Genomic DNA, 23889 nt, shown 5'->3' on the forward strand with positions numbered 1-23889 from the left:
GGAATTTAGGGCTAATCTACGTCAGCCCCTTTGTCTTTGATATGGTTATTTTGGGGAAATTGGATGGATAGTTTGTTTTCAAATTCATACATTTGTGACAATGTGAATTCTTCGGGGAGTTGATCGATACATTTCATAATAGCCAAAAGCCAGCCTTTGCGCTCCGCATTTTGGTTGCGTAAAAAGAGATTGGATTGCCATTTTTTCAGAACGATTTCGGGTTCGATAATGCGGGAATTGTCTATTAAGAATATTTTGCCGCTTTCAGGTAAAGGTACAAGATTAATGGAACACATGATGTGGTGAGGTCGGTTTTTAATACCTTTATTTCTGGGAATAATCATGTCCGGTGTTATGAAATGTTTAGGTACAAGCACCAATTGCTGTATGGAGTAATCCGCTTTTTTATATGCAAGAAAAAAAAGTTTGGGTTGGTATCTGACTGGATGCGCTCCAGCATGGTGTGATATGCACCGTCAGGCACACTGTTACCTATAGTTTTTTGATTTTTACTCTTTAATTCATATTGCTCGTGACAGTTTGGACAAAAGAGGTCTGCAACAGGTTTGTTATTGGTAAATCTCTGCATCGGCTTGCTTCCGCAACAGGGGCAGGAGCCGTTTTTTTCTAGCCAAGCCTCGCTCATTACACGGATTTTGTGGGTTGCTTTATTTTGTTGCTTTCCCAATTCGGTATCGAAAAATAAATTCATGTTTTGGATTTTGAGATTTAAGTTATTTGAGGTTTGTAATGTAGACAACTCAATCTACCTTAAAAAGGTCGTCTGAAAACCCTGTTTCCAAGTTTTCAGACGACCTTTTTTAATTACAGCAATCAATGTCGAATCTGGCTTTACACCACGATGTTCACCAGTCTGCCTGGTACGACGATGATTTTCTTCGCAGGCTTGCCTTCCATGAATTTTACTGCGCCTTCGTTGGCGAGTGCGGCGGCTTCGAGGTCGGCTTTGGAGGCGTCGGCGGCAACGGTGATTTTGCCGCGCAGTTTGCCGTTGACTTGAACCATGACTTCGATTTCGGATTTGACCAAAGCGGCCTCATCGACTGTCGGCCAGCCTGCTTCCCACAGTTTTGCGCCGTTCAATTCGCTCCATAGGGTTTCGCAGATGTGCGGCACAATCGGCCACAGCAGGCGTACGACGACTTCCAATACTTCTTGGGCGACGGCTCGGCCTTGTTCGCCGTTGGTGTCGGTTTTGTCGTATTGGTTGAGCAGTTCCATCACGGCGGCGATGGCGGTGTTGAACTGCTGACGGCGGCCGTAGTCGTCGCTGACTTTGGCGATGGTGGAATGCAGTTTGTGGCGCAGGTCTTTGAGTTCTTTAGACAAACCGTCTTGGCTGCCTGCAAACGCTTTGACTGCTTCGCCTTGCTTCAGGTATTCGTAAACGGTACGCCACAGACGACGCAGGAAGCGGTGCGCGCCTTCGACGCCGCTGTCGCTCCATTCGAGGGACTGTTCAGGCGGTGCGGCGAACATCATAAACAGGCGGGCGGTGTCCGCGCCGTAGGCATTAATCAGTTCTTGCGGATCGACGCCGTTGTTTTTGGACTTGGACATTTTTTCCGTGCCGCTGATGACGACGGGCAGGCCGTCGGCTTTGAGGACGGCGGACACGGGGCGGCCTTTATCGTCGAAAGTCAGCTCGACATCGGCGGGGTTGATCCAGTCTTTGCCGCCTTTGTCGTTTTCGCGGTAGTAGGTTTCGCAGACGACCATGCCTTGCGTGAGCAGGCGTTCAAACGGTTCGTCAACATTAACCAAGCCTTCGTCGCGCATCAGTTTGGTGAAGAAGCGCGCGTACAAGAGGTGCAGAATCGCGTGTTCGATACCGCCGATGTATTGGTCGACCGAGCCCCAGTATTTCGCGGCTTCAGCCGATACCATGCCTTCTGCGAACTTGGGCGACATGTAGCGGAAGAAATACCAGCTCGATTCCATGAAGGTGTCCATGGTGTCGGTTTCGCGTTTTGCCGCGCCGCCGCAGCATGGGCAGGTGGTTTCGTAAAACTCGGGCATTTTTGCCAGTGGCGAACCCATGCCGTCGGGTACGACGTTTTCAGGCAGGACGACAGGCAGTTGGTCGGCAGGGACGGGTACGTCGCCGCATTTTTCGCAATGGACGATGGGAATCGGGCAGCCCCAGTAGCGTTGGCGCGAAATGCCCCAGTCGCGTAGGCGGTATTGGGTTTTCGGTTCGCCCGCGTTTTGGCTTTGCAGCTTGGCGGCGATGGCGTCGAAGGCCGTCTGAAAATTCATGCCGTCCAAGTCGCCGCTGTTGACCAATACGCCGTTTTCTTTGTCGCCGTACCATTCTTGCCATTGGTTTGCGTCGAATGCGTTGTCGCCGACGGCAATGACTTGTTTTTTAGGCAGATTGTATTTGGTGGCGAACTCGAAATCGCGTTCGTCGTGCGCCGGAACCGCCATCACTGCGCCGTCGCCGTAGCCCCACAATACATAGTTGGCAATCCACACTTCCAGCTTGTCGCCGTTGAGCGGGTTGACGACGTAGCGGCCGGTCGGCACGCCTTTTTTCTCCATCGTCGCCATATCGGCTTCGGCAACCGAACCGGCTTTGCATTCGGCGATAAATGCCTGCAATTCGGGTTTGTCGGCGGCTGCGGCGGTTGCCAGCGGATGCTCGGCGGCAACGGCAACATAAGTCGCGCCCATCAGCGTGTCGGGACGGGTGGTATAAACTTGCAGGAATTTCGCGTAATCGCCTTCCAAGCCTTGTTTGCTGTCGTCTGAAACGGCGAAGCGCACGGTCATACCGCGAGATTTGCCGATCCAGTTGCGCTGCATGGTTTTGACTTGTTCCGGCCAGTGTTCCAGCTTATCCAAATCGTTGAGCAGCTCTTCGGCGTAATCCGTGATTTTGAAGTAATACATCGGGATTTCGCGTTTTTCGATCAACGCGCCCGAACGCCAGCCGCGCCCGTCGATGACTTGCTCGTTGGCCAATACGGTTTGGTCGACCGGGTCCCAGTTTACTGTGCCGTTTTTGCGATAGACGATGCCTTTTTCAAACAGCTTGGTAAACAGCCATTGTTCCCAGCGGTAGTATTCGGGTTTGCAGGTGGCAACTTCGCGCTCCCAGTCAATCGCAAAACCCAGGCTTTTGAGCTGGGTTTTCATGTATTCGATGTTGTCGTACGTCCATGCGGCAGGTGCGACGTTGTTTTTCATCGCCGCATTTTCCGCCGGCATGCCGAACGCGTCCCAACCCATAGGCTGCATGACGTTGAAGCCGTTTAAGCGTTTGAAGCGGCTCAATACGTCGCCGATGGTGTAGTTGCGCACATGCCCCATGTGCAGCTTGCCGCTGGGGTAGGGGAACATGGAGAGGCAGTAGTATTTGGGTTTGGAAGCGTCTTCGGAGACGTTGAAAATACGCTCGTCGTCCCATTTTTTCTGCGCCGCAGGCTCGATGGCGGCGGGTTGGTAATGTTCTTGCATGGTCATTCTGTTTTTCGCTTGAAAACGTTGGAAAAAATAAAGATGGGATTATAGCAGGTTGTCGGGCCTGTCGGTTTGACAAAGGCCGTCTGAATGTTTGGATGTCGGAAAAGCACAATTTCAGACGGCCTTGAAAATACTGACTTGAGTTTTTGATACTCGCCCACATATCCCACCCAGTTTGAATTCATTCTTAACACTATCAAAATTATGAGCAATAAAGATTTTTACGAAACACTTGGTGTTGCCCGCAGCGCTAGCGACGATGAAATCAAAAAAGCCTACCGCAAGCTGGCAATGAAATACCATCCCGACCGCAACCCTGACAACAAAGAAGCGGAAGAAAAATTTAAAGAAGTCCAAAAAGCTTACGATACCTTGTCAGACAAGGAAAAACGCGCCATGTACGACCAATACGGCCATGCCGCGTTTGAGCAGGGCATGGGCGGCGGCGCGGGCGGATTCGGCGGTTTTGGCGGGTTCGGCGGCGCGCAAGGCTTCGATTTTTCCGATATTTTCAGCCAAATGTTCGGCGGCGGTGCCGGCGGCCGCCAGCCGGATTACAGCGGCGCGGACTTGCAGGTCGGCATAGAAATTTCGCTTGAAGAAGCCGCCAAAGGCGTGAAAAAACGCATCAATATTCCGACTTACGAAGAATGTGATGTCTGCCACGGCTCAGGTGCCAAACCGGGTACATCCGCATCGACTTGTTCGACCTGTCACGGCTCAGGTACGGTACACGTCCGCCAAGCCATTTTCCAAATGCAGCAGACTTGTCCGACTTGTCACGGTACAGGCAAAGAAATCAAAGATCCTTGCGTCAAATGCCGTGGCGAAGGCCGCACCAAAACCAGTAAAACAGTTGAAGTCAACATTCCGGCAGGCATCGACGACGGTCAACGCATCCGCTTGAGCGGCGAGGGCGAGCCGGGTCAACACGGCGCACCGGCAGGCGATTTGTACGTCAATGTCCGTGTAAGACAGCACAAAATCTTCGAGCGCAACGGTTTGGACTTGCATTGCGAGTTGCCGATCAGCTTTGCCATTGCCGCATTGGGTGGCGAAGTCGAAGTGCCGACTTTGGACGGTAAAGTCAAACTGCACATCCCGAAAGAAACGCAAACCGGCCGCCGCATGCGCGTGAAAGGCAAAGGCATCAAGTCCCTGCGTTCCAGCTCGACCGGCGATTTGTACTGCCACATTTTGGTTGAAACTCCGGTTAACCTGACCGACCGTCAGAAAGAGTTGCTGGAAGAATTTGAAAAAATCTCCTCCGGTCTCAATCTCAGCCAAACCCCGCGCAAAAAATCGTTTTGGGAAAAAGTAGGCGAAAAAGTAGGCGATTTGTTCTCCGATAATTAATCGCTGTGAAAAAGGCCGTCTGAAACCTGATTGAATGAGATTTCAGACGGCCTTTTGTTTTTCTTTTTGTTGCTTCAAGCCATGGTTTGTCTTACAATGCGCGCTTCACTCTTACGGGAGTAGCCATTCGGCGCAATGCCGAAACCGTTGTCAACATAATCGGCTTGTGCGGCCGTGGCAGCGGTATCTTCTCTGCTTTATCGGAAGACAGGCAAGACGTAAGCGTTGTCCATACCCTTGCGGGCGGTATGCACAGCGCTTTTTGTTTGCCCGCTTTTCGGTTGAGTATCTTAAATCATGGAAGCTTTTTTCTCCTCGACGCTGGGCGTTGCCATTGCCGAAATCGGCGATAAAACGCAATTGCTGGCGCTTTTTTTGGCAGCACGTTTTGCCCACAAAAACGCGATTGTTGCCGGTATCTTTATTGCAACCCTGTTGAACCATCTTGTTTCAGCCGCACTCGGTGTCTGGCTGGCATCCGCTATTTCGCCCGAAGTCATGAAATGGGTGGTCGGTGGCAGCTTTATTGCGGTCGGTTTATGGCTGCTGCTGCCGGACAAAGACGAAGACCCTGACGGCAAGTGGCTGAAATACGGCGCATTTACGGCGACGGTCGTCCTGTTTTTCTTGGCGGAAATCGGAGACAAAACGCAAATTGCGACGGTTCTTTTGGCGGCCAAATACCAATCTATCCTGCTGGTCGTGGTCGGCAGTATTGCCGGTTTGATGATTGCTTCTGTGCCTGCCGTGTATTTGGGCGAAATGCTGATGCGCAAAATTCCGGCCAAAGCAGTGCGCATTGCCGCATGTATTTTGTTCTGCCTGCTGGGTATTTTGACCCTGCTTGGCGACGGTATCGTGTTGAAGGCCGTCTGAAATGTGGGACATTGTTTTTGAACACAAAGACTTTGTGGTCATCAATAAGCCTTGCGGGGTATCGGTGCACAGCGAATCGGAAGGGGAGGTTTGTCTGACCGCATCGCTGGCGCAGCAGCTCGGCGTTGAACGCGTGTGGCTGGTTCACCGTTTGGACAAAGCCACCAGCGGCCTGTTGCTGCTTGCGCTCAACCGTGACAGCGCGGCGGCTTTGTCGGCACAGTTTGCCGAGAAAACCATGCGTAAAACTTATTTGGCACTCGGTACGCACAAGCCGGTGAAAAAGCAGGGCTGGGTGAAAGGCGGTATGGCGCGTTCGCGGCGCGGTACATGGAAGCTGACGCGTGATAAGGATAATTTTGCTGTTACCCGTTTCAGCAGCCAAAGCCTGAAGCCCGGTTTGCGCCTGTTTGTGTTGCAACCGTTTACCGGCAAAACTCATCAGCTGCGCGTGGCCATGAAAAGCATAGGCAGTCCGATTTTGGGCGATACGTTGTATGGCGGTGATGAGGCGGAACATCTGTTTCTGCACGCTTGGCGTTTGGTTTTCGATTATCGCGGCGAGCATTTCGATATTCGGGTTGCGCCTGATAAAACATGGCCGTCTGAAATCGATTTGTCGGCATGTTTGGGTTCGGATGAATCTGAAGAGAAGCAGTGAAATTTTTGTGTATTGAAAAGGCCGTCTGAAAATTGTTCAGACGGCCTTTTGATTGTTTCAAGTTTACATTTCCAATTCGCTCAAGCCCGGCAAATCGGCAAAACAGCGGTCATGCGTGATTTGGCAGAAGTTGTCCAGATAGCCTTTGTTGGCATCTTCCGTGCGAATGGCGGCATAAAGTTTGCTTTGCAGGCCGTCTGAAGTGATTTTGCGATGAACGACGTAGCCTTTTTCCAAATACGGCATGACCGTCCAGTAGGGCAGGGCGGCGATGCCGCGTTTGCTGGCAACCAGCTGAATAATGGCGATGGTCAGCTCGCTGTGGCGGCGCGGCGGATTAATGCCTTTGGGCAGCAGCACTTTTTTGGGCAAATCCAGCATTTCGTCGGGGACGGGATAAGTAATCAGGGTTTCGTCGATAAAATCTTCGGCTTCCCAAACGTCTTTGTCGGCAAGCGGGTGGTCTTCTGCGCAGATGCCGACCATTTCATAGGCAAATAGAGGGCGGTAGCTGATGCCGTTGAGCGGCTCGGCTTCGGAAACGATGGCAAGGTCAGCGCGGTGTTGCAGCAGCAGCCCGACCGGATCGGCTTGGAAACCGGAAACGATGTCCAATTCAACTTGCGGCCATAAGGGGCGGAACTCGCCCATGGCAGGCATCAGCCAGTCAAAGCAGGTGTGGCATTCGACGGCAAGCCTGAGTTCGCCGGCTTCGCCTTCGATAATCCGCACCAGATCACGTTCGGCAGCGGCAACCTGCGGCAACAGTTCGCGCGCCAGTTGCAACAGGCGCATACCGGCCGGAGTGAAGCGCAAAGGTGTGGATTTGCGTTCAAACAACGGCGTTTCGTAATAATTTTCCAAGGCGCGGATTTGGTGCGACAGGGCGGATTGGGTCAGGAAAACCCGTTTGGCGGCAAGGGAAACGCTGCCGGTTTCTTCTAAAGCCAGCAAGGTTTTGAGATGACGCAATTCGATAATAGAGTCCATGTGTTTTCAAACGGCCTGTGGGTAAGGTGGCGTATATTAAAATAATTCATGATGATGTGCAAATGATTAATGTTGGGAATGATTGCTGAAATCGGAATGTAAGAATTTGAGGCATAAACAGATTTTGCGGTTAGAATGCGAAGCTGTTTTTGAAGATAGATATAAGGAGCGGAATATGGCTTTACGCCGCGAAATTCTGGCTTGGTGCGATGAGACTTTGCAGGTCGGGCTGTTTAAGGACTATGCGCCCAACGGTTTGCAGGTTGAAGGCAAAGAAGAAATTGCCAAAGTCGCCACTTCGGTTACCGCCAGCAAAGCGGCAATCGATTTTGTCGTAGAGCAGGGGGCGGATCTGCTTTTGGTTCACCACGGTATGTTTTGGAAAAGCGAGCCTGTCACGATTACCGGTTGGAAAAAAGCACGCATTGAAACCTTGCTGCAACACCAAATCAATATGGCGGGCTACCACCTGCCGCTGGACGCACACCCGCAATTAGGCAATAACGCACAGTTGGCCGAGAAACTCGATTGGGTGCTCGAAAAACAATTCGGCGAGCAAAACCTGTTGAATACAGGCCGTCTGAAAACCACGCAAACATTGGCGCAGTTGTCTGAACGCATTGAGGCGGTATTCGGCCGCAAGCCGACCGTTATCGGCGATCTTGAACGCGAAATCAAACGCATTGCTTGGTGCAGTGGCGGTGCGCAGGGATTTTTTCAGACGGCCGTAGACGAAGGTGTCGATGCGTATCTGACCGGTGAGATTTCCGAAGCGCAATATCATCTTGCCAACGAAACGGGTGTGGCATTTATCAGCGCCGGACACCATGCGACAGAACGTTACGGCGTCCGCGCCTTAGGCGATGCCGTGGCAGAAAAATTCGGTATCGAAGTGGTTCACTTTGATGAAAACAACCCTGCCTGAGTATTGAGCAATATCATAAAAACTTTACCTTATTTTAAATAATGCTTTGAGTATTACAACAAACTAGGTAGAATTACGCTGTTTAATGGCTCGGTATTCCCAAAATTTTAGGACGACTGAATAATGGATAATCAAGAAATCAACAACGGCCGCCGCCGTTTTCTGACACTGGCTACTTGCGGTGCAGGCGGTGTGGCGGCTCTGGGCGTAGCTACGCCCTTCGTGGCCAGCTTCTTTCCATCGGAGAAAGCTAAGGCTGCCGGTGCTGCTGTCGAAGTAGATGTCAGCAAAATCGAAGCAGGCCAAATGCTGACTGCCGAATGGCAGGGCAAACCAATTTGGCTGGTCAACCGTACAGATCAACAGCTCAAAGACTTGAAAAGTTTGGATGGCGCAGTTACAGATCCTAATTCCGAAGTGGATCATCAGCCCGAAAACTGTAAAAACGAGACCCGTTCGATCAAGCCGAACCTCCTCGTCGCTATCGGTATCTGTACCCACCTGGGTTGCTCTCCGACTTACCGTCCCGACGTTGCCCCTGCGGATTTGGGCGCAGACTGGAAAGGCGGCTTCTTCTGCCCTTGCCACGGTTCGAAATTCGACATGGCAGGCCGCGTATACAAAGGTGTTCCTGCACCGACCAACTTGGTTGTACCGCCTTACAAATATCTGAGCGATACAACTGTTTTGGTGGGCGAAGACTAAAAATAAGGAACGATAATTATGGCAAACCAAACCAATAGCAAAGCAAAAGCATTGTTAGGCTGGATGGACGCTCGCTTCCCTCTGTCTAAAATGTGGAATGAGCATTTGGCTCAATACTATGCGCCGAAGAACTTCAACTTCTGGTACTACTTCGGCTCTTTGGCCCTGCTTGTCCTTGTGATTCAAATCGTCAGCGGTATTTTCCTGACCATGAACTACAAACCGGACGGCAACCTGAACGCCTACCATCTGCCTGCTGCCTTTACCGCAGTAGAGTACATCATGCGCGACGTGTCTGGTGGCTGGATTATCCGCTATATGCACTCCACCGGCGCATCTTTCTTCTTCATCGTCGTTTATCTGCACATGTTCCGCGGTCTGATTTATGGTTCGTACAAAAAACCTCGTGAATTGGTGTGGATTTTCGGTTCCCTGATTTTCTTGGCATTGATGGCAGAAGCCTTTATGGGTTACCTGTTGCCTTGGGGTCAAATGTCCTTCTGGGGTGCGCAGGTAATTATTAACCTGTTCTCCGCCATCCCTGTTATCGGTCCTGATTTGTCCACTTGGATTCGTGGTGACTTCAACGTTTCCGACGTTACTCTGAACCGCTTCTTCGCCCTGCACGTTATCGCCGTACCGCTGGTGTTGCTCGGCTTGGTTGTGGCTCACATCATCGCCCTGCACGAAGTGGGTTCTAACAACCCTGACGGCGTTGAAATCAAGAAAAACAAAGACGAAAACGGTATTCCACGCGATGGTATTCCATTCCATCCTTACTACACCGTTAAAGACATCTTGGGTGTCGTTGTATTCCTGATTGTCTTCTGTTCTGTGTTGTTCTTTGCACCTGAAGGCGGCGGCTACTTCCTCGAAGCGCCAAACTTCGATGCAGCGAATGCGCTGAAAACACCTCCGCACATTGCGCCGGTATGGTACTTCACTCCATTCTACGCAATTCTGCGTGCGATTCCTTCCTTTGCTGGTACTCAGGTATGGGGCGTAATCGGTATGGGTGCAGCAGTTGTCCTGATTGCCCTGTTGCCTTGGTTGGATAAAGGCGAAGTTAAATCTGTCCGTTATCGCGGCCCAATCTTCAAAACTGCGTTGGTTCTGTTCATCATTGCCTTCATCGGTTTGGGTATTTTGGGTGCAATGGTAGCAACTGATACCCGTACTTTGGTTGCACGTATCCTGTCTTTCGTCTATTTTGCATTCTTCCTGGGTATGCCGTTCTATACCAAACTGGATACCAACAAACCAGTTCCTGAACGCGTAACCATGAGCACTACTAAACAAAAAATTATGTTCTTTGTTTATGTCGGTATTACCGTTGTTGGTGCTTACTTGTTTGCAACCAATATCTGATGAGGGCAGCGAAAATGAAACAAACTCTGAAAAACTGGTTTGCTGCCTTATTGCTGGCAGTGCCTATGAGTGCAGCCGTCGCCAGCGGCGGCCATGCAAACTATGAAAAAGTCGATATCGACCTGCGTGACCAAGTCAGCCTGCAGCACGGTGCGCAAATCTTTACAAACTACTGTTTGTCTTGCCACTCTGCAAGCGGTATGCGCTTCAACCGTCTGAAAGACATCGGTTTGACTGAAGATGAAATCAAGAAAAACCTGATGTTCACAACAGACAACGTTGGTGACGTGATGGTAGCGGCCATGGATCCGAAAGATGCTTCCAAATGGTTGGGTGCGCCTCCGCCGGATTTGACCCTGATTGCCCGTTCTAAAGGTGCAGACTACCTGTACGCTTATATGCGCGGCTTCTATAAAGACCCAACTCGGCCGAACGGTTGGAATAATACCGTTTTGGCCGGCGCGAGTATGCCTCACCCATTGTGGGAACAACAAGGTGTTCAAGCCGTTGAGTTGGATGCCAAAGGTCAGCCCGTTATGATTAAAGACGAGCACGGCAACCTGACTCCTAAACTGTATTGGGAATCTACCGGTCTGCATAGCCGTCGTCTGCCTAACGGTAAAGTAATCCAAAAAGAGTACGATGCGTATGTACGCGATTTGGTGAACTATTTGGTATACATGGGTGAGCCTGCTCAATTGCAACGCCACCGTATCGGTTACATGGTTTTGACATTCCTGTTTGCCGTAATGTTGCCGTTGGCGTACTTCCTGAAAAAAGAATTCTGGAAAGACGTTCATTAATTCTTTTGAATCAAAAAGGCAAACCTGTTTCAGGTTTGCCTTTTTTGTTTGCTTGATTAATTTATGTTGAATTAATGAAAATCTAAAAATTACTTAATATAAACAGCGTATTATTTTAAATTTCTGGATTAAGTATTTGAAATTATGTATAATTCTTTCTGAATTTTTATAAGGCTTAAGGCCGTCTGAAAAGATTGATCAGGAGTAGAAGATTATGATGACTTTGTATTCGGGTATTACTTGTCCATTCAGCCAACGTTGCCGTTTTGTGCTGTACGAAAAAGGCATGGATTTTGAAATCAAAGATGTGGACGTGTTCAATAAACCTGAAGACTTGGCTTTGATGAATCCGTATAACCAAGTACCGGTCTTGGTTGAGCGTGATCTGATTTTGCACGAATCAAACATCATCAACGAATACATTGACGAGCGTTTCCCTCATCCTCAATTGATGCCGGGTGATCCTGTTATGCGCGGTCGCGGCCGTTTGGTGCTGTACCGTATGGAAAAAGAACTGTTCAGCTTGGTGCAAGTGTTGGAAAACCCTGAATCTACCAATAAAGAACAGGCTAAAGCGCGTGAAGCCATTGGCAATGGCTTGACCCTGCTGGCACCGTCTTTTGCTAAAAACAAATATATTTTGGGTGATGACTTCTCTATGATCGATGTTGCTTTGTCCCCGCTGCTGTGGCGTTTGGACTATTACGACATCAAACTGGGCAAATCTGCCGCGCCTTTGCTGAAATACGCGGAACGTATTTTCCAACGCGAAGCCTTCATTGAGGCATTGACTCCGGCTGAAAAAGCCATGCGCCGCTAAAGGATGGGTTTATGGCAACTTCAACCAAACCGTATTTGTTGCGCGCTTTGTATGAATGGTGCTTGGATAATAACCAAACGCCGCACATCGTCGCGTGGGTAAACGAACATACCCGCGTTCCGATGCAGTATGTACGTGACAATGAGATTGTTTTAAATATTGGCCCTACTGCCAGCCATAATTTAAATATCGACAATGAATGGGTCAATTTCTCTGCGCGTTTTTCCGGCGTAGCGCACGAGATTTGGATTCCGGTCGGTCATATTGTCAGTATATTTGGCCGTGAAAGTGGAGAGGGTATGGGTTTCGAGGTAGAACCATATCAGCCTGCTTCTACCAGTCCTGCTGTAACGGAAGATAAAAAAGCTGAATCTGCGGAAGAAAAACCGAAAAAAGTATTGAAGCTTGTGAAGTAATCAAAGATAAAAGGCCGTCTGAAATGTTTCAGACGGCCTTTATTGATTAGGTATTGAAGGGAAGCTCTGATGCCTTATCTGATTATTAATTAAGCCAAACAAAAAAGCTCTTGTATTTAACAAGAGCTTTTTTGTTTAGTGGTGGAGGTAAGCGGGATCGAACCGCTGACCTCTTGCATGCCATGCAAGCGCTCTACCAACTGAGCTATACCCCCGAAATTTGGTGGCGAATCAGGGATTCGAACCCCGGACACAAGGATTATGATTCCTCTGCTCTAACCGACTGAGCTAATTCGCCGTTTCGTGAAGTCGCTATTATAGTTTTTTTTGAATATTTGGCAAGCGCTAATTTTGGTTTTTTTTATTTCTTATTGTTTTTAAAAAATAAAAAGTAGATGGTCGAGTTATAGTTTATGGCAAATATCGCCGTGAACGAAGCCTGTCCAATCGATATCGATGTCTTTGCCAAAAGCGATCACTTTAAAAAGCTCGCCCATTTCGTGCTGATGGATCAGTTTTTGTACTGCGGCGGCGGCTTGGATGTATTCAATTGAATCCGGACTGCCGATTTGCGCCAGCAGATCAGTGATGCCGAGATTGAGCAGGAAATAAGATTGGGGCAGGTAGCCGATTAAGTCCAAACCTGATTCTGTGCCGGCGCGTGCAATATCGGTGAAATTGACATGTGCAGTCAGATCGGTCAGGCCGATGTTGAAAAATGGGTCGTGGATGGTGTGGTGGCGATAGTGGCCGATAAATGTGCCTTCTTTGCGTTGCGGATGGTAATACTGGGCGGCGTCGAAGCCGTAATCGATAAATATCATGCCGCCACGCTGCAATTTGGCGGCCAGGGTTTGGATAAAGGCATATTGTGCCGAGTGAAGCTCGCTTGTGTATGAAGGGAGGGGAGGAAAGTACAAAGAGGCTGTTTGTGTAAGCTCGGCTTGGGCCAATGGTCTGATGGCTTCGATTAGCTTGTCATTCTCTAAGCTGACGCCGATTTGTTGAAAACCTTCATCTTGATAAATCAAGCGTTCCACCGGCATGGCATCCAATACTTCGTTGCCGATGATGATGCCGTCAAAGTGTTCGGGTAATGCGGTGAGGTGGATGACTTTTGCGGTTGCTTCGGGAGATGTGTGCTCAAGGATATGTTGACGTTGTCTCTCTGCAAGCTCTGCCGACAGCTCAATAATGTAGTAATGATTTAGGCCGTCTGAAAGATTTTGTAACAAAGTAGCGGCAAGATGGCCTGTGCCTGCACCAAATTCGTAGATATTGCCTGCTGTTTGCGGCAGTAATTCGGCAAGTTGTTTGGCAAGGGTTTGTCCGAATAGGGGGGAGAGGGTGGGAGCAGTGATGAAGTCGCCGTCCGTGCCGATTTTATGGCTGCCTCCGCTGTAATAGCCGTATTGGGGTGTGTAAAGGGCAAGCTCCATAAATCGGGAGAAAGGTATCCAGTTTCGATGTTGTTCAATTTCGTTTTTGATGAGCTTAGTCAGGTGTGCTGAAGAGGCTTGTGCGTCAGGGGGGGGGAGGGGGAGTTGTGGCTTCATGACTGTTAGATAATGTAAAAAATTTGAATTTGTTTGTATATTATAGCTGCTTACGGAATGGGTGGTAATTGAGTATAAAAATACTATATGTAGTATTTTTATAATATAAGTCATACTATATCTAGTATTTTATGCTAAACAAAATGCTTAGAAAATCCATATGTCATTCATTATTGCGTATATAAACTATTGAATTTTAAGCATTTAGTGTTTCATTTCAGATAAGAAACGGATTTGACCTGATTGCCAAAATTTCTTATAGTGTCGGTTAGTGGGGCATAGTGGGTGAAAGTGGTTACTTTTTCCTGAAAAGTGTCCTGTTGAAGCGAAAACGAAATATTTTAGGAAGGTGGGATTTTTAATCTCACTCTGTTTTATTTTAATCGAATTTGGGGTGTGATGTGTTTGGCGGTGCTCATGAATTGAGTATGGACAGTAAAGGGCGGTTGGCGATTCCTGCCAAATTCCGCGATATTTTGCTGCGCCGTTATACGCCTGCAATTGTGGTCACGCTGGATTCCCGAAAAAAATTATTGATGTACCCGGAGCCCGTTTGGGAGGAAAAAGCCGAGCAGATTCTAAAGTTGAAAGTAGCCGGCAATGAATCTTTGCAACGGTATCAAAATCTGCTGCTGCACAATGCGGAGATTTTGGAGTGGGACAGCGCCGGACGTGTTTTGATCCCGGCTAATCTGCGCAAACGTGTGGATTTTGAAAAAGAAGTTACTTTGGTTGGCCGTGCAAACCGTATGGAGTTGTGGGGCCGCGAACATTGGGAAGAGGAAATGAATCAGGCTTTGGATATCGATCCTGACGAATTGGCTTTCCAATTGAGTCAAACGGATTTGCAATTGTGAGTAAAGTTGAAAATTATCAGCATGTTACTGTCTTGTTGCATGAGGCGGTGGATGCGTTGGCAATCCGTGAAGACGGGATTTATGTGGACGGTACGTTCGGCAGGGGAGGGCATTCCCGGCTGATTTTGTCGCGTTTGGGCGAGCAGGGGCGTTTGGTTGTTTTTGATAAAGACCCCGAGGCGATTGCGGTAGCCAATGAGCTGGCGGCGCAAGATAAGCGTGTCAGTGTCGTACACAATGGTTTTGAAACATTTCAGACGGCCTTGGATGAATTGGGCATCGATAAGATTGACGGTGCGCTTTTTGATTTGGGGATTTCGTCGCCGCAAATTGACGATGGCAGCCGCGGATTCAGTTTCCGCTTTGATGCGCCATTGGATATGCGGATGGATCCGACCCGCGGGATGTCTGCGGCGGAATGGATTGCAACCGCATCTGAACAGGATTTACACGAGGTTATTAAGAATTATGGTGAAGAGCGGTTTAGTCGCCAGATTGCGCGCGCCATTGTTGCGCAACGGGAGGAAAGTCCCATCGATACAACCCGCAAGCTGGCGCAGCTTGTGGCGCAAAACGTCCGTACTCGCGAGCGCGGACAAGACCCTGCAACGCGCACCTTCCAAGCAGTTCGCATCTTTATTAACCGCGAGCTCGAAGAGGTAGAGGCAGTTTTGCCGCAGGTTGCAGGCCGTCTGAAAGAGGGTGGACGCTTGGCTGTCATTGCGTTCCATTCTTTGGAAGACAGAATTGTGAAGCAGTTTATTAAAAAATATTCGCAACATGCGCCTTTGCCCCGTTGGGCAGTGGTCAAGGAAGCGGATTTGCCTCAGCCGCCTTTGAAGGCTGTGGGCAAAGCAATCAAACCGGGTTCGGCAGAGACTGAAGCCAATCCGCGTGCGCGCAGTGCGGTTTTGCGGGTGGCGGAGCGCAGCAGCGGCGAATTTTCGGTTGTTGACTAGGGAAGCGTTTCGGCATTGTCGCAAGGGATGTTTCTGTTGACAGGCCATCTGAAAGTTTGAAATGGGTAAGTTGAATATTTTATTACTGGTTTTGGTGACGGTTTCGGCCTTTGCCGTAGTGTTTAAGCAAAACCAGTCGCGCTTGCACTTTATCGAGTTGGATAAGGCGCAAAAACGGGAAATTCAGTTGGAACAGGATTACGCGCGCTTGAAGCTGGAGCAGGCAAGATTGGCCAACCACAAACTGATTAAAGTGGCGGCTGAAAAGCAACATCTGCTTCCGCCGGGTGCGCATAATACGGCTATGCTGGAACGCAAAAAATAAGAATATAGCCTTGTTTTCAAGGTGTTTACGGGAATTAATAGCTCACTGAGCAGCTAAGTCATGAGAAGTCCAACATGTTAATTAAGAACGAATATAAACCTCAAATGCTGTCTGGAACCACAAAAATAAAAAAACCGCTGACAAGTAACGGACGTATCGGTTTGGTGCTGGGCGCCGTTGCGCTGGCATTTGCCGGTCTGTTGGTGCGCGGGGTTTATCTGCAAACCAGTCAGCATGAGTTTTTGAAAAATCAGGGCGACCAACGTTTTGTGCGTACGCTTCCGCTGCCTGCATCACGCGGTATGATTACCGACCGCAATGGTGCTACATTGGCTTTGAGCGCGCCTACCGAATCATTGTATGCCATGCCTTCCGGTATGGAGGAAATGCCGACTGACGAGCAGTTGGAGAAACTGTCGGCCATTGCCGATGTGCCTGTTGAAGTGTTAAAAAATAAATTGTCTAAAAAAGACAAAGGATTTATCTATCTGAAGCGTCAACTCAGCTACGAAAAAGCGGAAGAAATCAAAGCATTGGGCATTAAAGGCATCGCATTCCAAAAAGAATTGAAACGCCATTACCCGATGGGCAATCTGTTTGCGCACGTTATCGGTTTTACCAATATTGACGGCAAAGGTCAGGAGGGTTTGGAGCTTTCCCGTGAAGACAGCCTGCGCGGCGAAGATGGTGCGAAAGTCGTATTGCGCGACAATAAAGGCAACATCGTAGACAGCCTCGACTCTCCTCGCAACAGCGTACCTAAAAACGGCCAAGACATGATTTTGTCTTTGGATCAGCGCATTCAGACGCTGGCTTATGAGGAGTTGAACAAAGCTGTGGCTTATCACAAGGCCAAAGCGGGTACGGTTGTGGTATTGGATGCGCAAACCGGCGAAATTTTGGCTTTGGTCAACAGCCCGGCTTACGATCCGAATCAGCCCGGCCAGGCTAATAGCGAACAACGCCGTAACCGCGCCGTAACCGATATGATTGAACCAGGTTCTGCCATGAAGCCGTTTACCATTGCCAAAGCGTTGGATTCCGGCAAAGTGGATACGACCGATACATTCAATACCCTGCCTTACAAAATCGGCCCGGCCACCGTACAAGACACCCACGTTTATCCTACTTTGGATGTACGTGGCATCATGCAAAAATCTTCCAACGTCGGTACCAGTAAACTTTCTGCCATGTTTACGCCTAAAGAAATGTATGATTTCTATCATGATTTGGGTGTGGGCGTGCGTATGCATTCAGGCTTCCCGGGTGAAACTGCGGGTTTGTTGAGAAGCTGGCGCAGATGGCAAAAAATCGAACAGGCAACCATGTCTTTCGGTTATGGCCTGCAATTAAGCCTGTTGCAATTGGCGCGTGCCTATACTGTCTTGACCCATGACGGCGAATTGTTGCCAGTCAGCTTTGAAAAACAAGCGGTTGCCCCTAAAGGCAAGCGCGTCATCAAAGCCTCTACCGCAAAAAAAGTGCGCGAGTTGATGGTTTCCGTTACTGAAGCCGGCGGTACCGGTACTGCCGGTGCTGTCGATGGTTTCGACGTAGGTGCGAAAACCGGTACGGCGCGTAAACTGGTTAATGGCCGCTATGTGGACAACAAACACGTTGGTACGTTCATCGGTTTTGCTCCGGCTAAAAATCCACGCGTGATTGTGGCCGTTACCATCGACGAACCGACTGCCAACGGCTATTACGGCGGCGTGGTTGCCGGTCCCGTATTCAAAGAAGTCATGAGCGGAAGCTTGAACATCTTGGGTGTTTCCCCGACCAAGCCTTTAAGTAATACCGCTACCGTCAAAGTACCGTCATAATCCAAACAATCAAAGAGATATTGTTTATGTTCAGCAAGTTAACCCCCTTGGCTGAAACCAACTTTCCGCCTCTGCTGTGTGAAAACGCAGCAGGGCGTTTGTTGCATTCAGACAGCCGACAAATTAAACAGGGTGACATTTTCGTTGCCTGTCAGGGTGAATATACAGACGGCCGCAGCTATATTCCTGCCGCCATTGCCAACGGTGCAACCTTTGTTTTTTGGGATGATGACGGCAAATTCACATGGAATCCCGAATGGAACGTTCCCAATCAAGGCATTAAAGATCTGAAACATCGCGCCGGTATGTTGGCGGCACAGGTTTACGGCAATGTTTCAGACGGCCTTAAAGTTTGGGGTGTAACCGGTACCAACGGCAAAACCTCTATCACACAATGGCTGGCGCAAGCCGCCGATCTTCTGGGCGAAAAAACCACCATTATCGGTACAGTCGGCAACGGCTTTTGGGGCGCATTGGAAGAGACCACGCATACCACGCCTGCCCCTGTCGATGTCCAAACCCTGCTCTACCGCTTCCGTCAGCAAGGCGCAACAGCCGCTGCGATGGAAGTTTCCAGCCACGGCCTTGACCAATCGCGCGTCAACGGCGTGCCGTTTCGCAGCGCAATCTTCACCAATCTCACCCGCGACCACCTCGACTACCACGGCACGATGGAAGCCTACGGCGCCATCAAGTCGCGTCTGTTTTACTGGTATGGCCTGCAACACGCCATCATCAATGTCGATGATGAATACGGCGCAGAACTCGCAGGCCGTCTGAAAAAAGACTGTCCCGATTTAGCCGTTTACGGCTATGGTTTCAGCGAACACGCCGATATCCGCATTACCGATTTCACCGCTTCTTCAGACGGTATGGAAGCCGTATTCCAAACACCATGGGGCGAAGGAAAATGCCGCACCCGTCTGCTCGGACGGTTTAACGCGCAAAACCTCGCCGCCTGCATCGCCTTGCTTTGTGCCAACGGTTATCCGCTTGATAAAGTATTGGCTGTACTGGCAAAAATCCGTCCCGCCTCAGGCCGCATGGACTGCATCATGAACAGCGGCAAACCTTTGGTCGTCGTCGATTACGCCCACACACCTGACGCATTGGAAAAAGCACTCTCCACCTTGCAGGAAATCAAACCGCAGGGTGCGGCTTTGTGGTGCGTATTCGGCTGCGGCGGCAACCGCGATCGCGGCAAACGTCCATTGATGGGCGCAGCAGCCGTGCAGGGCGCAGATAAAGTTGTCGTAACCAGCGACAACCCACGCTTGGAAAATCCGCAAGACATCATCAACGATATTTTGCCTGCCGTCCCTAATCCTGAATGCGTCGAAGTTGATCGCGCAGTTGCCATCCGTTATGCGGTTGAGCAAGCCGCTGCGAACGACATCATTCTGATTGCCGGTAAAGGGCATGAAAACTATCAGGATGTACAAGGCGTGAAGCACCATTTCTCCGATTTTGAAATCGCAGAAAAAGCATTGGCAGAGTGCGGTTAAGCTATATCGAAAATGTTCAGACGGCCCGAACCTTAAGGCCGTCTGAAAAAGATTTAAACATATACAACAAAAGCAATACGACACACGCATTACGGCACGTCAGCCATTAAACCCATCACAGTTGTTTGTTTCAGAGGACTTTTTAACAATGCTGTCTGAACAACAAGGAGACCGATTTGATGCTGAAAATGCCGACAAAAACCTTATTAATCAGTACAGCCGTAGTTTTATTCGCAGGCTGTACAACCAAACAACTTCCGCGTCCTACTGCCGAAATCGAGCAGTTGAGGGCGCAACAGCCTCCTGCCGAGCAAAGCCTGCCTAATCCCGTTAAAGGCAAACGGTTTGACGATACCTGGGGCGCGGCGCGCAGTCAGGGGCGCAGACATGAAGGTGTGGATATTTTTGCCAAGAAAAACACGCCGATACGCAGTACCACGCCCGGTATCGTAACCAAAATCGGGCGCAACCGATTGGGCGGTAAAGTTATCGGTATTCAAGGGCCGGGTGCGTGGCATTATTATGCCCACCTGAATAAATTTGCCCGTATCCGCCTGTATGAGCGAGTAAAAGAAGGGCAGGTCATCGGCTATGTCGGTAAAACCGGCAATGCCAGAACCACACCGGCCCACCTACATTACGGCGTGTATCTGCCAAACGGCGCGGTGAATCCGTATCTACTGATTAATCAGAGCAGATAGGCCGTCTGAATTAAATATAGGTTTTTTAATTGTCTTGTATTTTCTTATTAATTTATTTTTAATAAGATTTAGTGGGTAAGTTTTAAATTAAGGATTTTAGGATTGAAAAATGAATAGAAAATTATTGTTAGGTTTGCTTTGTATCGTATTTTCTATAGATATTTCTGCAAAAACCAGAAATGTTCCAGTTTCTCAGAGTAATATGCAGCTTAAAGAATTATTGTTGATTTTCTCAGACACGAAGCAGCCTGAAGTAGGGACTGAGGCAGACCGGTACCATATTAAGGGTATGAAATGGCAGTATGGCAACCTAAAAAAAGAGAAGAATATGTATAACTCCAGTCGAATAAAGGTCAAAACTTTGAAAGATAGTGAAGTCATTATACATGGTCGAGATGGTTATATTAATTCAATCGATTTATCAAGCTCATATCCGAATAAACAATTTAAAAAAAATTTTGGAAGCTAATTTGGGTAAGGGAGTAGTGAAGGAGTTGGTGGGTTGTAGAAGTGAATTTATACCAACGGAAAAAGCCTATCAAATCAGTTTTAAAAATAGGGCAGTTATTTATGTGAATGCGGATGCAAATTTTGATTCTGAGCCATTTATGTCTCCGTTATACACGCTTTTTCAATTTAGCTTGACGCGACCAAGCCATTGGAAGTGTTGATCTGAAATATTCAAAATCTAGATATATCATTTCGTTAAGAAGAATTAATTAACTAAGATGGCAATATATGTATCTGCCCAGAGGCGCAGTGAATCCGTATCCACTGATTAATCAGAGCAGATGCTGTCTGAACAAGATTTGAGAGTATGAACGCAAAGAAATTGGTTAAGGTAACGAATATCGTCGGCATGGCGGCAGTCGTGCTCCTGGTGTACTGGGTATTTGTTCTGATTTTATCCAATGTTTTCGGGCTTAAGGTATTCCGCGAATACATTACGGAAATTTTCCTGATGAGTATTTTGGGGATTTTTGCCGTGATGGCGGGTGCCTTGATATTGAATATTATGCTGAATTTGACCCGTATTGCCGAGCGAGGACAAGAGGAAGAAAGCAAAGGCGGTCGGAAAACCTTATATTTGTTGTTGGCAGTATTTCCTGTTTTGGCCGCTTTGCTATTTGGCGGAAATTATCTGACTGTTCAGAAAAAACGTCAGATTTTGACTCAATCTCTAGAGCGTATCGTCAAGGATAATCCATCGCAAATCAATGCTTTGGCAGATTATCGTTTTGACTCGGCGTACATCAAAAAAGCAGCGTTAATCCTTGAGCTGATGTCGAAGGAAGATTCTGCCTTTAAAGCAGCTACGGTGATTGTGCCGGATACGATCGGTAATAAACAGGTTTATTTAGCTTTCTCAGCTGATTCCCAGTTAAGTGGGATTGATGAGCAGGCACCCAATGTTCAGGGAGTAGGCGATGATAATGGTTTTGTCGTTACTCGGAATGGCAATAAAGAAACAATCAGTAAAACGCAATATCTTTATGCACCAAATCTGAGCGAGCGTGAATACTTGCAAAGAATATTTGCCGGACAAACAAATGAAATACGTTATGAGGCAAAAGACGGCAATTACAGCCTTTGCCACCCCTACCGCCAAAACGGTAAAACCATTGTATTGTGTTTTTCCGATTACCAGCAGTACGGGAAAATCGGCAGTTGATAAGAGAAAGTGATTTATAGTATGAAAAGTTGGTTTTCCAATACATTTCCTGATTATAAAAAATTGCCCAAAAGCGGCAAATTTATGGCATGGCTGACTTTTGTGCAGGGCGTGGTTTGGTTGATTCTGGCATCAATTCAGAGTGTGCAGGGACTGATTAACAACATGGCATGGGCTGTGTTTTTTGGGATTTTACTTTTCATTTTGGGTGTATTGGCGTTGTCTGCAGCATGGAATGCGTTTAAATTCCGTGAAGTTGGTTTTAAGAGAATGATATATGTGTACACGCCATGCTTATTGCAAATAGTCTTTGTAGGAGAGGCATTTTCTTTTACGTATTATATAGAAAGTGTGCTGCAATTATCATTTAGCCTTACGGTACATAAGCTTACTGTCGGTGTAAATTTTGCCGCTATTCTTTTTATTGTGCTGGCAGGACGCAATTGTCGTCATTTAAAAATGGTTTCCCAAAATACGGATAAAAATGTGGAACCGTTAGAACAAGTAGAACAAGGACAAGAAACACAATCATGAAACCACTAGACCTTAATTTTATTTGTCAGACCCTCAACCTTCCGATGCCGTCTGAAAATCGACCCGTTTCGCGTATTGTTACCGACAGCCGCGATATTCAGGACGGCGACGTATTTTTCGCGCTTGCCGGTGAGCGCTTTGACGCGCATGACTTTGTTGAAGATGTATTGGCAGCGGGGGCAACGGCAGTTGTGGTTTCGCGCGAAGATTGTGCGGCTTTGAAAGGTGCATTGAAGGTTGACGATACCCTTGCGGCTTTGCAAAAACTGGCGAAGGCGTGGCGTGAAAATGTGAATCCGTTTGTCTTTGGCATTACCGGCTCTTCCGGCAAAACGACGGTTAAAGAGATGTTGGCCGGCGTATTGCGTCATCGATTCGGTGATGAAGCTGTGTTGGCGACTGCCGGCAATTTCAACAACCATATCGGCTTGCCGCTGACTTTGTTGAAACTGAACGAAAAACACCGCTATGCCGTCATTGAAATGGGTATGAACCATTTTGGCGAATTGTCTTTGCTGACTCGAATCGCCGGTCCGAATGTTGCTTTGGTCAATAACGCTTTGCGCGCGCATGTCGGTTGCGGTTTTGATGGCGTCGGCGATATTGCCAAAGCCAAAAGCGAAATCTACGAAGGTTTGCTTTCAGACGGCATTGCGCTGATTCCGTGTGAAGATGCCAATATCGCTACATTTGAAGCTGCTACTGCGCAATTGAACGCTCAGACTTTCGGCGTTGCCAGTGGCGATGTCCATGCAGAAAATATTGAGTTGAAACCGTTGTCTTGCACGTTTGATTTGGTGCGTGGCAATGAACGTGTTGCCGTGGTACTGCCGGTCCCCGGCCGCCACAATGTGCATAATGCCGTAGCTGCCGCTGCTCTGGCTTTGGCGGCAGGTTTGAGCCTTGCCGAAGTTTCAGACGGCCTGAAAAATTTCAGCAATATCAAAGGCCGTCTGAATATCAAGCAAGGCATTAAAGATGCAACTTTGATTGACGATACTTATAATGCCAACCCTGACAGCATGAAAGCCGCCATTGATGTGCTCGCTGCTATGCCTGCGCCGCGTATTTTTGTGATGGGCGATATGGGCGAACTGGGCGAGGATGAAGCCGTTGCCATGCACGCCGAAGTTGGCGCGTATGCACGAGATAAAGGTATCGAGGCTGCGTATTTTGTCGGCGACAACAGCGTTGAAGCAGCAGAGACGTTTGGTGCGGAAGGTTTGTGGTTTGCAGACAAAGATCCGCTGATCCAAGTGTTGAGTCACGATTTGCCTGAACGCGCTACTATATTGGTCAAAGGCTCGCGCTTTATGAAGATGGAAGAAGTGGTCGAGGCATTGGTAGCAACAACCGCGTAAAAGGCCGTCTGAAATATGAAAAAGATTTTTCTATTGGCTGGTTTGCTGTTTGCCGCGTTTTATGCCGGAATGAAAGTACAGGCATTTATCTATGAAGATACCTGCTTGGACTTGGGCGGCGGAAAGAATCCCGGAAACTATCCGATTTGCGTGGTAGAGAAATAATCTTAATCAATAAGGCCGTCTG

Annotated in this window: 23 protein-coding genes, 2 tRNA genes and 1 pseudogene; 20 read left to right on the plus strand and 6 right to left on the minus strand. The window is 48.5% G+C overall.

Annotated elements, in window-relative coordinates:
- Window positions 1-29 precede the first annotated feature (29 nt).
- Together HMPREF2661_RS10075 and leuS are read right to left on the minus strand one after the other, a co-directional pair.
- Window positions 30-712: pseudogene (locus tag HMPREF2661_RS10075) on the minus strand (DpnI domain-containing protein); the annotation flags it as partial.
- 140 nt (window positions 713-852) lie between these two features.
- Window positions 853-3483 carry a leucine--tRNA ligase gene (leuS, locus tag HMPREF2661_RS10080; RefSeq protein ID WP_070823645.1) on the minus strand — a complete coding sequence of 877 codons (2631 nt, stop codon included), beginning with the start codon at window positions 3481-3483 and terminating at the stop codon, window positions 853-855.
- A gap of 210 nt (window positions 3484-3693) precedes the next feature.
- Between leuS and dnaJ the strand changes: the two genes are divergently transcribed.
- The 3 genes from dnaJ (at window position 3694) to HMPREF2661_RS10095 (ending at window position 6382) form a co-directional block, all read left to right on the plus strand.
- Window positions 3694-4845, plus strand: coding sequence for a molecular chaperone DnaJ (gene dnaJ / locus HMPREF2661_RS10085; protein WP_049322586.1), 1152 nt, complete (start codon window positions 3694-3696; stop codon window positions 4843-4845).
- 297 nt (window positions 4846-5142) lie between these two features.
- Window positions 5143-5721, plus strand: coding sequence for a TMEM165/GDT1 family protein (locus HMPREF2661_RS10090; RefSeq protein ID WP_004518907.1), 579 nt, complete (start codon window positions 5143-5145; stop codon window positions 5719-5721).
- Between the two features lies 1 nt (window position 5722).
- The gene (locus tag HMPREF2661_RS10095) at window positions 5723-6382 is read left to right on the plus strand and encodes a TIGR01621 family pseudouridine synthase (RefSeq protein ID WP_070823648.1); all 660 of its coding nucleotides are present in this window, start codon (window positions 5723-5725) and stop codon (window positions 6380-6382) included.
- A gap of 63 nt (window positions 6383-6445) precedes the next feature.
- Here HMPREF2661_RS10095 and HMPREF2661_RS10100 read toward each other — a convergent pair whose 3' ends face one another.
- On the minus strand, window positions 6446-7372 hold the full coding sequence (locus HMPREF2661_RS10100) for a LysR family transcriptional regulator (protein ID WP_003748251.1): 927 nt from the start codon (window positions 7370-7372) through the stop codon (window positions 6446-6448).
- A 175-nt stretch (window positions 7373-7547) separates the two neighbouring features.
- Here HMPREF2661_RS10100 and HMPREF2661_RS10105 point away from each other — a divergent pair, with 175 nt between their 5' ends.
- The 6 genes from HMPREF2661_RS10105 (at window position 7548) to HMPREF2661_RS10130 (ending at window position 12409) form a co-directional block, all read left to right on the plus strand.
- On the plus strand, window positions 7548-8297 hold the full coding sequence (locus tag HMPREF2661_RS10105; protein ID WP_070823651.1) for a Nif3-like dinuclear metal center hexameric protein: 750 nt from the start codon (window positions 7548-7550) through the stop codon (window positions 8295-8297).
- Window positions 8298-8420: 123 nt separating this feature from the next.
- Entirely contained in the window at window positions 8421-9002 is a 582-nt protein-coding gene (petA, locus tag HMPREF2661_RS10110) for a ubiquinol-cytochrome c reductase iron-sulfur subunit (RefSeq protein WP_003681863.1), read from the plus strand.
- 18 nt (window positions 9003-9020) lie between these two features.
- Complete coding sequence (locus HMPREF2661_RS10115; RefSeq protein WP_003681866.1) at window positions 9021-10370, plus strand: cytochrome b; 1350 nt, start codon at window positions 9021-9023, stop codon at window positions 10368-10370.
- Between the two features lie 14 nt (window positions 10371-10384).
- Window positions 10385-11173, plus strand: a complete 789-nt coding sequence (locus HMPREF2661_RS10120) for a cytochrome c1 (RefSeq protein WP_180947878.1) — start codon at window positions 10385-10387, stop codon at window positions 11171-11173.
- Window positions 11174-11387: 214 nt separating this feature from the next.
- Complete coding sequence (locus tag HMPREF2661_RS10125; protein ID WP_003685910.1) at window positions 11388-11993, plus strand: glutathione S-transferase N-terminal domain-containing protein; 606 nt, start codon at window positions 11388-11390, stop codon at window positions 11991-11993.
- A gap of 11 nt (window positions 11994-12004) precedes the next feature.
- A complete protein-coding gene (locus HMPREF2661_RS10130; RefSeq protein ID WP_070823653.1) occupies window positions 12005-12409 on the plus strand; it encodes a ClpXP protease specificity-enhancing factor in 405 nt (134 codons plus the stop codon).
- A gap of 139 nt (window positions 12410-12548) precedes the next feature.
- Here HMPREF2661_RS10130 and HMPREF2661_RS10135 read toward each other — a convergent pair.
- The 3 genes from HMPREF2661_RS10135 to HMPREF2661_RS10145 all read right to left on the minus strand — a co-directional run bounded on the left by HMPREF2661_RS10135 (window position 12549) and on the right by HMPREF2661_RS10145 (window position 13965).
- Window positions 12549-12624: transfer RNA gene (locus tag HMPREF2661_RS10135), tRNA-Ala, on the minus strand.
- Window positions 12625-12630: 6 nt separating this feature from the next.
- Window positions 12631-12707 (minus strand) — tRNA-Met (locus HMPREF2661_RS10140).
- A gap of 106 nt (window positions 12708-12813) precedes the next feature.
- Window positions 12814-13965: a class I SAM-dependent methyltransferase gene (locus tag HMPREF2661_RS10145; RefSeq protein ID WP_070823656.1), complete on the minus strand. Its 1152-nt coding sequence runs from the start codon at window positions 13963-13965 to the stop codon at window positions 12814-12816.
- A gap of 401 nt (window positions 13966-14366) precedes the next feature.
- Between HMPREF2661_RS10145 and mraZ the strand changes: the two genes are divergently transcribed.
- The 11 genes from mraZ (at window position 14367) to HMPREF2661_RS11645 (ending at window position 23867) form a co-directional block, all read left to right on the plus strand.
- Window positions 14367-14822, plus strand: coding sequence for a division/cell wall cluster transcriptional repressor MraZ (mraZ, locus tag HMPREF2661_RS10150; protein ID WP_003748265.1), 456 nt, complete (start codon window positions 14367-14369; stop codon window positions 14820-14822).
- Window positions 14819-15781, plus strand: coding sequence for a 16S rRNA (cytosine(1402)-N(4))-methyltransferase RsmH (gene rsmH, locus HMPREF2661_RS10155; protein ID WP_003748267.1), 963 nt, complete (start codon window positions 14819-14821; stop codon window positions 15779-15781). Before mraZ ends, rsmH begins: the two co-directional genes overlap by 4 nt.
- A 61-nt stretch (window positions 15782-15842) precedes the next feature.
- A complete protein-coding gene (gene ftsL, locus HMPREF2661_RS10160; RefSeq protein WP_003681879.1) occupies window positions 15843-16106 on the plus strand; it encodes a cell division protein FtsL in 264 nt (87 codons plus the stop codon).
- A gap of 74 nt (window positions 16107-16180) precedes the next feature.
- Window positions 16181-17929 carry a peptidoglycan D,D-transpeptidase PBP2 gene (locus HMPREF2661_RS10165; protein ID WP_070823658.1) on the plus strand — a complete coding sequence of 583 codons (1749 nt, stop codon included), beginning with the start codon at window positions 16181-16183 and terminating at the stop codon, window positions 17927-17929.
- Between the two features lie 26 nt (window positions 17930-17955).
- The gene (locus HMPREF2661_RS10170) at window positions 17956-19434 is read left to right on the plus strand and encodes a UDP-N-acetylmuramoyl-L-alanyl-D-glutamate--2,6-diaminopimelate ligase (protein WP_070823660.1); all 1479 of its coding nucleotides are present in this window, start codon (window positions 17956-17958) and stop codon (window positions 19432-19434) included.
- A gap of 179 nt (window positions 19435-19613) precedes the next feature.
- Window positions 19614-20135, plus strand: coding sequence for a M23 family metallopeptidase (locus HMPREF2661_RS10175; RefSeq protein WP_070823662.1), 522 nt, complete (start codon window positions 19614-19616; stop codon window positions 20133-20135).
- Window positions 20136-20244: 109 nt separating this feature from the next.
- Window positions 20245-20604, plus strand: coding sequence for a hypothetical protein (locus tag HMPREF2661_RS10180; RefSeq protein ID WP_070823664.1), 360 nt, complete (start codon window positions 20245-20247; stop codon window positions 20602-20604).
- A 348-nt stretch (window positions 20605-20952) separates the two neighbouring features.
- Window positions 20953-21807 (plus strand): peptidase, encoded by an 855-nt coding sequence (locus HMPREF2661_RS10185; protein ID WP_070823667.1) that lies wholly within the window; start codon window positions 20953-20955, stop codon window positions 21805-21807.
- Window positions 21808-21828: 21 nt separating this feature from the next.
- Window positions 21829-22341: a hypothetical protein gene (locus tag HMPREF2661_RS10190; RefSeq protein WP_070823669.1), complete on the plus strand. Its 513-nt coding sequence runs from the start codon at window positions 21829-21831 to the stop codon at window positions 22339-22341.
- Entirely contained in the window at window positions 22338-23702 is a 1365-nt protein-coding gene (gene murF, locus HMPREF2661_RS10195) for a UDP-N-acetylmuramoyl-tripeptide--D-alanyl-D-alanine ligase (protein WP_070823671.1), read from the plus strand. Before HMPREF2661_RS10190 ends, murF begins: the two co-directional genes overlap by 4 nt.
- 15 nt (window positions 23703-23717) lie before the next feature.
- Window positions 23718-23867, plus strand: coding sequence for a hypothetical protein (locus HMPREF2661_RS11645; protein ID WP_049322572.1), 150 nt, complete (start codon window positions 23718-23720; stop codon window positions 23865-23867).
- The last annotated feature ends 22 nt before the right edge of the window (window positions 23868-23889 follow it).

The organism is Neisseria sp. HMSC061B04, from assembly GCF_001836705.1.
In the GTDB taxonomy this organism is placed as follows: domain Bacteria; phylum Pseudomonadota; class Gammaproteobacteria; order Burkholderiales; family Neisseriaceae; genus Neisseria.

What these genes read in the sequence shown, in the direction of transcription:
- leuS (WP_070823645.1), bottom strand. Translation starts at nt 3,483, where the DNA reads ATGCAAGAACATTACCAACCCGCCGCCATCGAGCCTGCGGCGCAGAAA.
- dnaJ (WP_049322586.1), top strand. Translation starts at nt 3,694, where the DNA reads ATGAGCAATAAAGATTTTTACGAAACACTTGGTGTTGCCCGCAGCGCT.
- HMPREF2661_RS10090 (WP_004518907.1), top strand. Translation starts at nt 5,143, where the DNA reads ATGGAAGCTTTTTTCTCCTCGACGCTGGGCGTTGCCATTGCCGAAATC.
- HMPREF2661_RS10095 (WP_070823648.1), top strand. Translation starts at nt 5,723, where the DNA reads ATGTGGGACATTGTTTTTGAACACAAAGACTTTGTGGTCATCAATAAG.
- HMPREF2661_RS10100 (WP_003748251.1), bottom strand. Translation starts at nt 7,372, where the DNA reads ATGGACTCTATTATCGAATTGCGTCATCTCAAAACCTTGCTGGCTTTA.
- HMPREF2661_RS10105 (WP_070823651.1), top strand. Translation starts at nt 7,548, where the DNA reads ATGGCTTTACGCCGCGAAATTCTGGCTTGGTGCGATGAGACTTTGCAG.
- petA (WP_003681863.1), top strand. Translation starts at nt 8,421, where the DNA reads ATGGATAATCAAGAAATCAACAACGGCCGCCGCCGTTTTCTGACACTG.
- HMPREF2661_RS10115 (WP_003681866.1), top strand. Translation starts at nt 9,021, where the DNA reads ATGGCAAACCAAACCAATAGCAAAGCAAAAGCATTGTTAGGCTGGATG.
- HMPREF2661_RS10120 (WP_180947878.1), top strand. Translation starts at nt 10,385, where the DNA reads ATGAAACAAACTCTGAAAAACTGGTTTGCTGCCTTATTGCTGGCAGTG.
- HMPREF2661_RS10125 (WP_003685910.1), top strand. Translation starts at nt 11,388, where the DNA reads ATGATGACTTTGTATTCGGGTATTACTTGTCCATTCAGCCAACGTTGC.
- HMPREF2661_RS10130 (WP_070823653.1), top strand. Translation starts at nt 12,005, where the DNA reads ATGGCAACTTCAACCAAACCGTATTTGTTGCGCGCTTTGTATGAATGG.
- HMPREF2661_RS10145 (WP_070823656.1), bottom strand. Translation starts at nt 13,965, where the DNA reads ATGAAGCCACAACTCCCCCTCCCCCCCCCTGACGCACAAGCCTCTTCA.
- ftsL (WP_003681879.1), top strand. Translation starts at nt 15,843, where the DNA reads ATGGGTAAGTTGAATATTTTATTACTGGTTTTGGTGACGGTTTCGGCC.
- HMPREF2661_RS10165 (WP_070823658.1), top strand. Translation starts at nt 16,181, where the DNA reads ATGTTAATTAAGAACGAATATAAACCTCAAATGCTGTCTGGAACCACA.
- HMPREF2661_RS10170 (WP_070823660.1), top strand. Translation starts at nt 17,956, where the DNA reads ATGTTCAGCAAGTTAACCCCCTTGGCTGAAACCAACTTTCCGCCTCTG.
- HMPREF2661_RS10175 (WP_070823662.1), top strand. Translation starts at nt 19,614, where the DNA reads ATGCTGAAAATGCCGACAAAAACCTTATTAATCAGTACAGCCGTAGTT.
- HMPREF2661_RS10180 (WP_070823664.1), top strand. Translation starts at nt 20,245, where the DNA reads ATGAATAGAAAATTATTGTTAGGTTTGCTTTGTATCGTATTTTCTATA.
- HMPREF2661_RS10185 (WP_070823667.1), top strand. Translation starts at nt 20,953, where the DNA reads ATGAACGCAAAGAAATTGGTTAAGGTAACGAATATCGTCGGCATGGCG.
- HMPREF2661_RS10190 (WP_070823669.1), top strand. Translation starts at nt 21,829, where the DNA reads ATGAAAAGTTGGTTTTCCAATACATTTCCTGATTATAAAAAATTGCCC.
- murF (WP_070823671.1), top strand. Translation starts at nt 22,338, where the DNA reads ATGAAACCACTAGACCTTAATTTTATTTGTCAGACCCTCAACCTTCCG.
- HMPREF2661_RS11645 (WP_049322572.1), top strand. Translation starts at nt 23,718, where the DNA reads ATGAAAAAGATTTTTCTATTGGCTGGTTTGCTGTTTGCCGCGTTTTAT.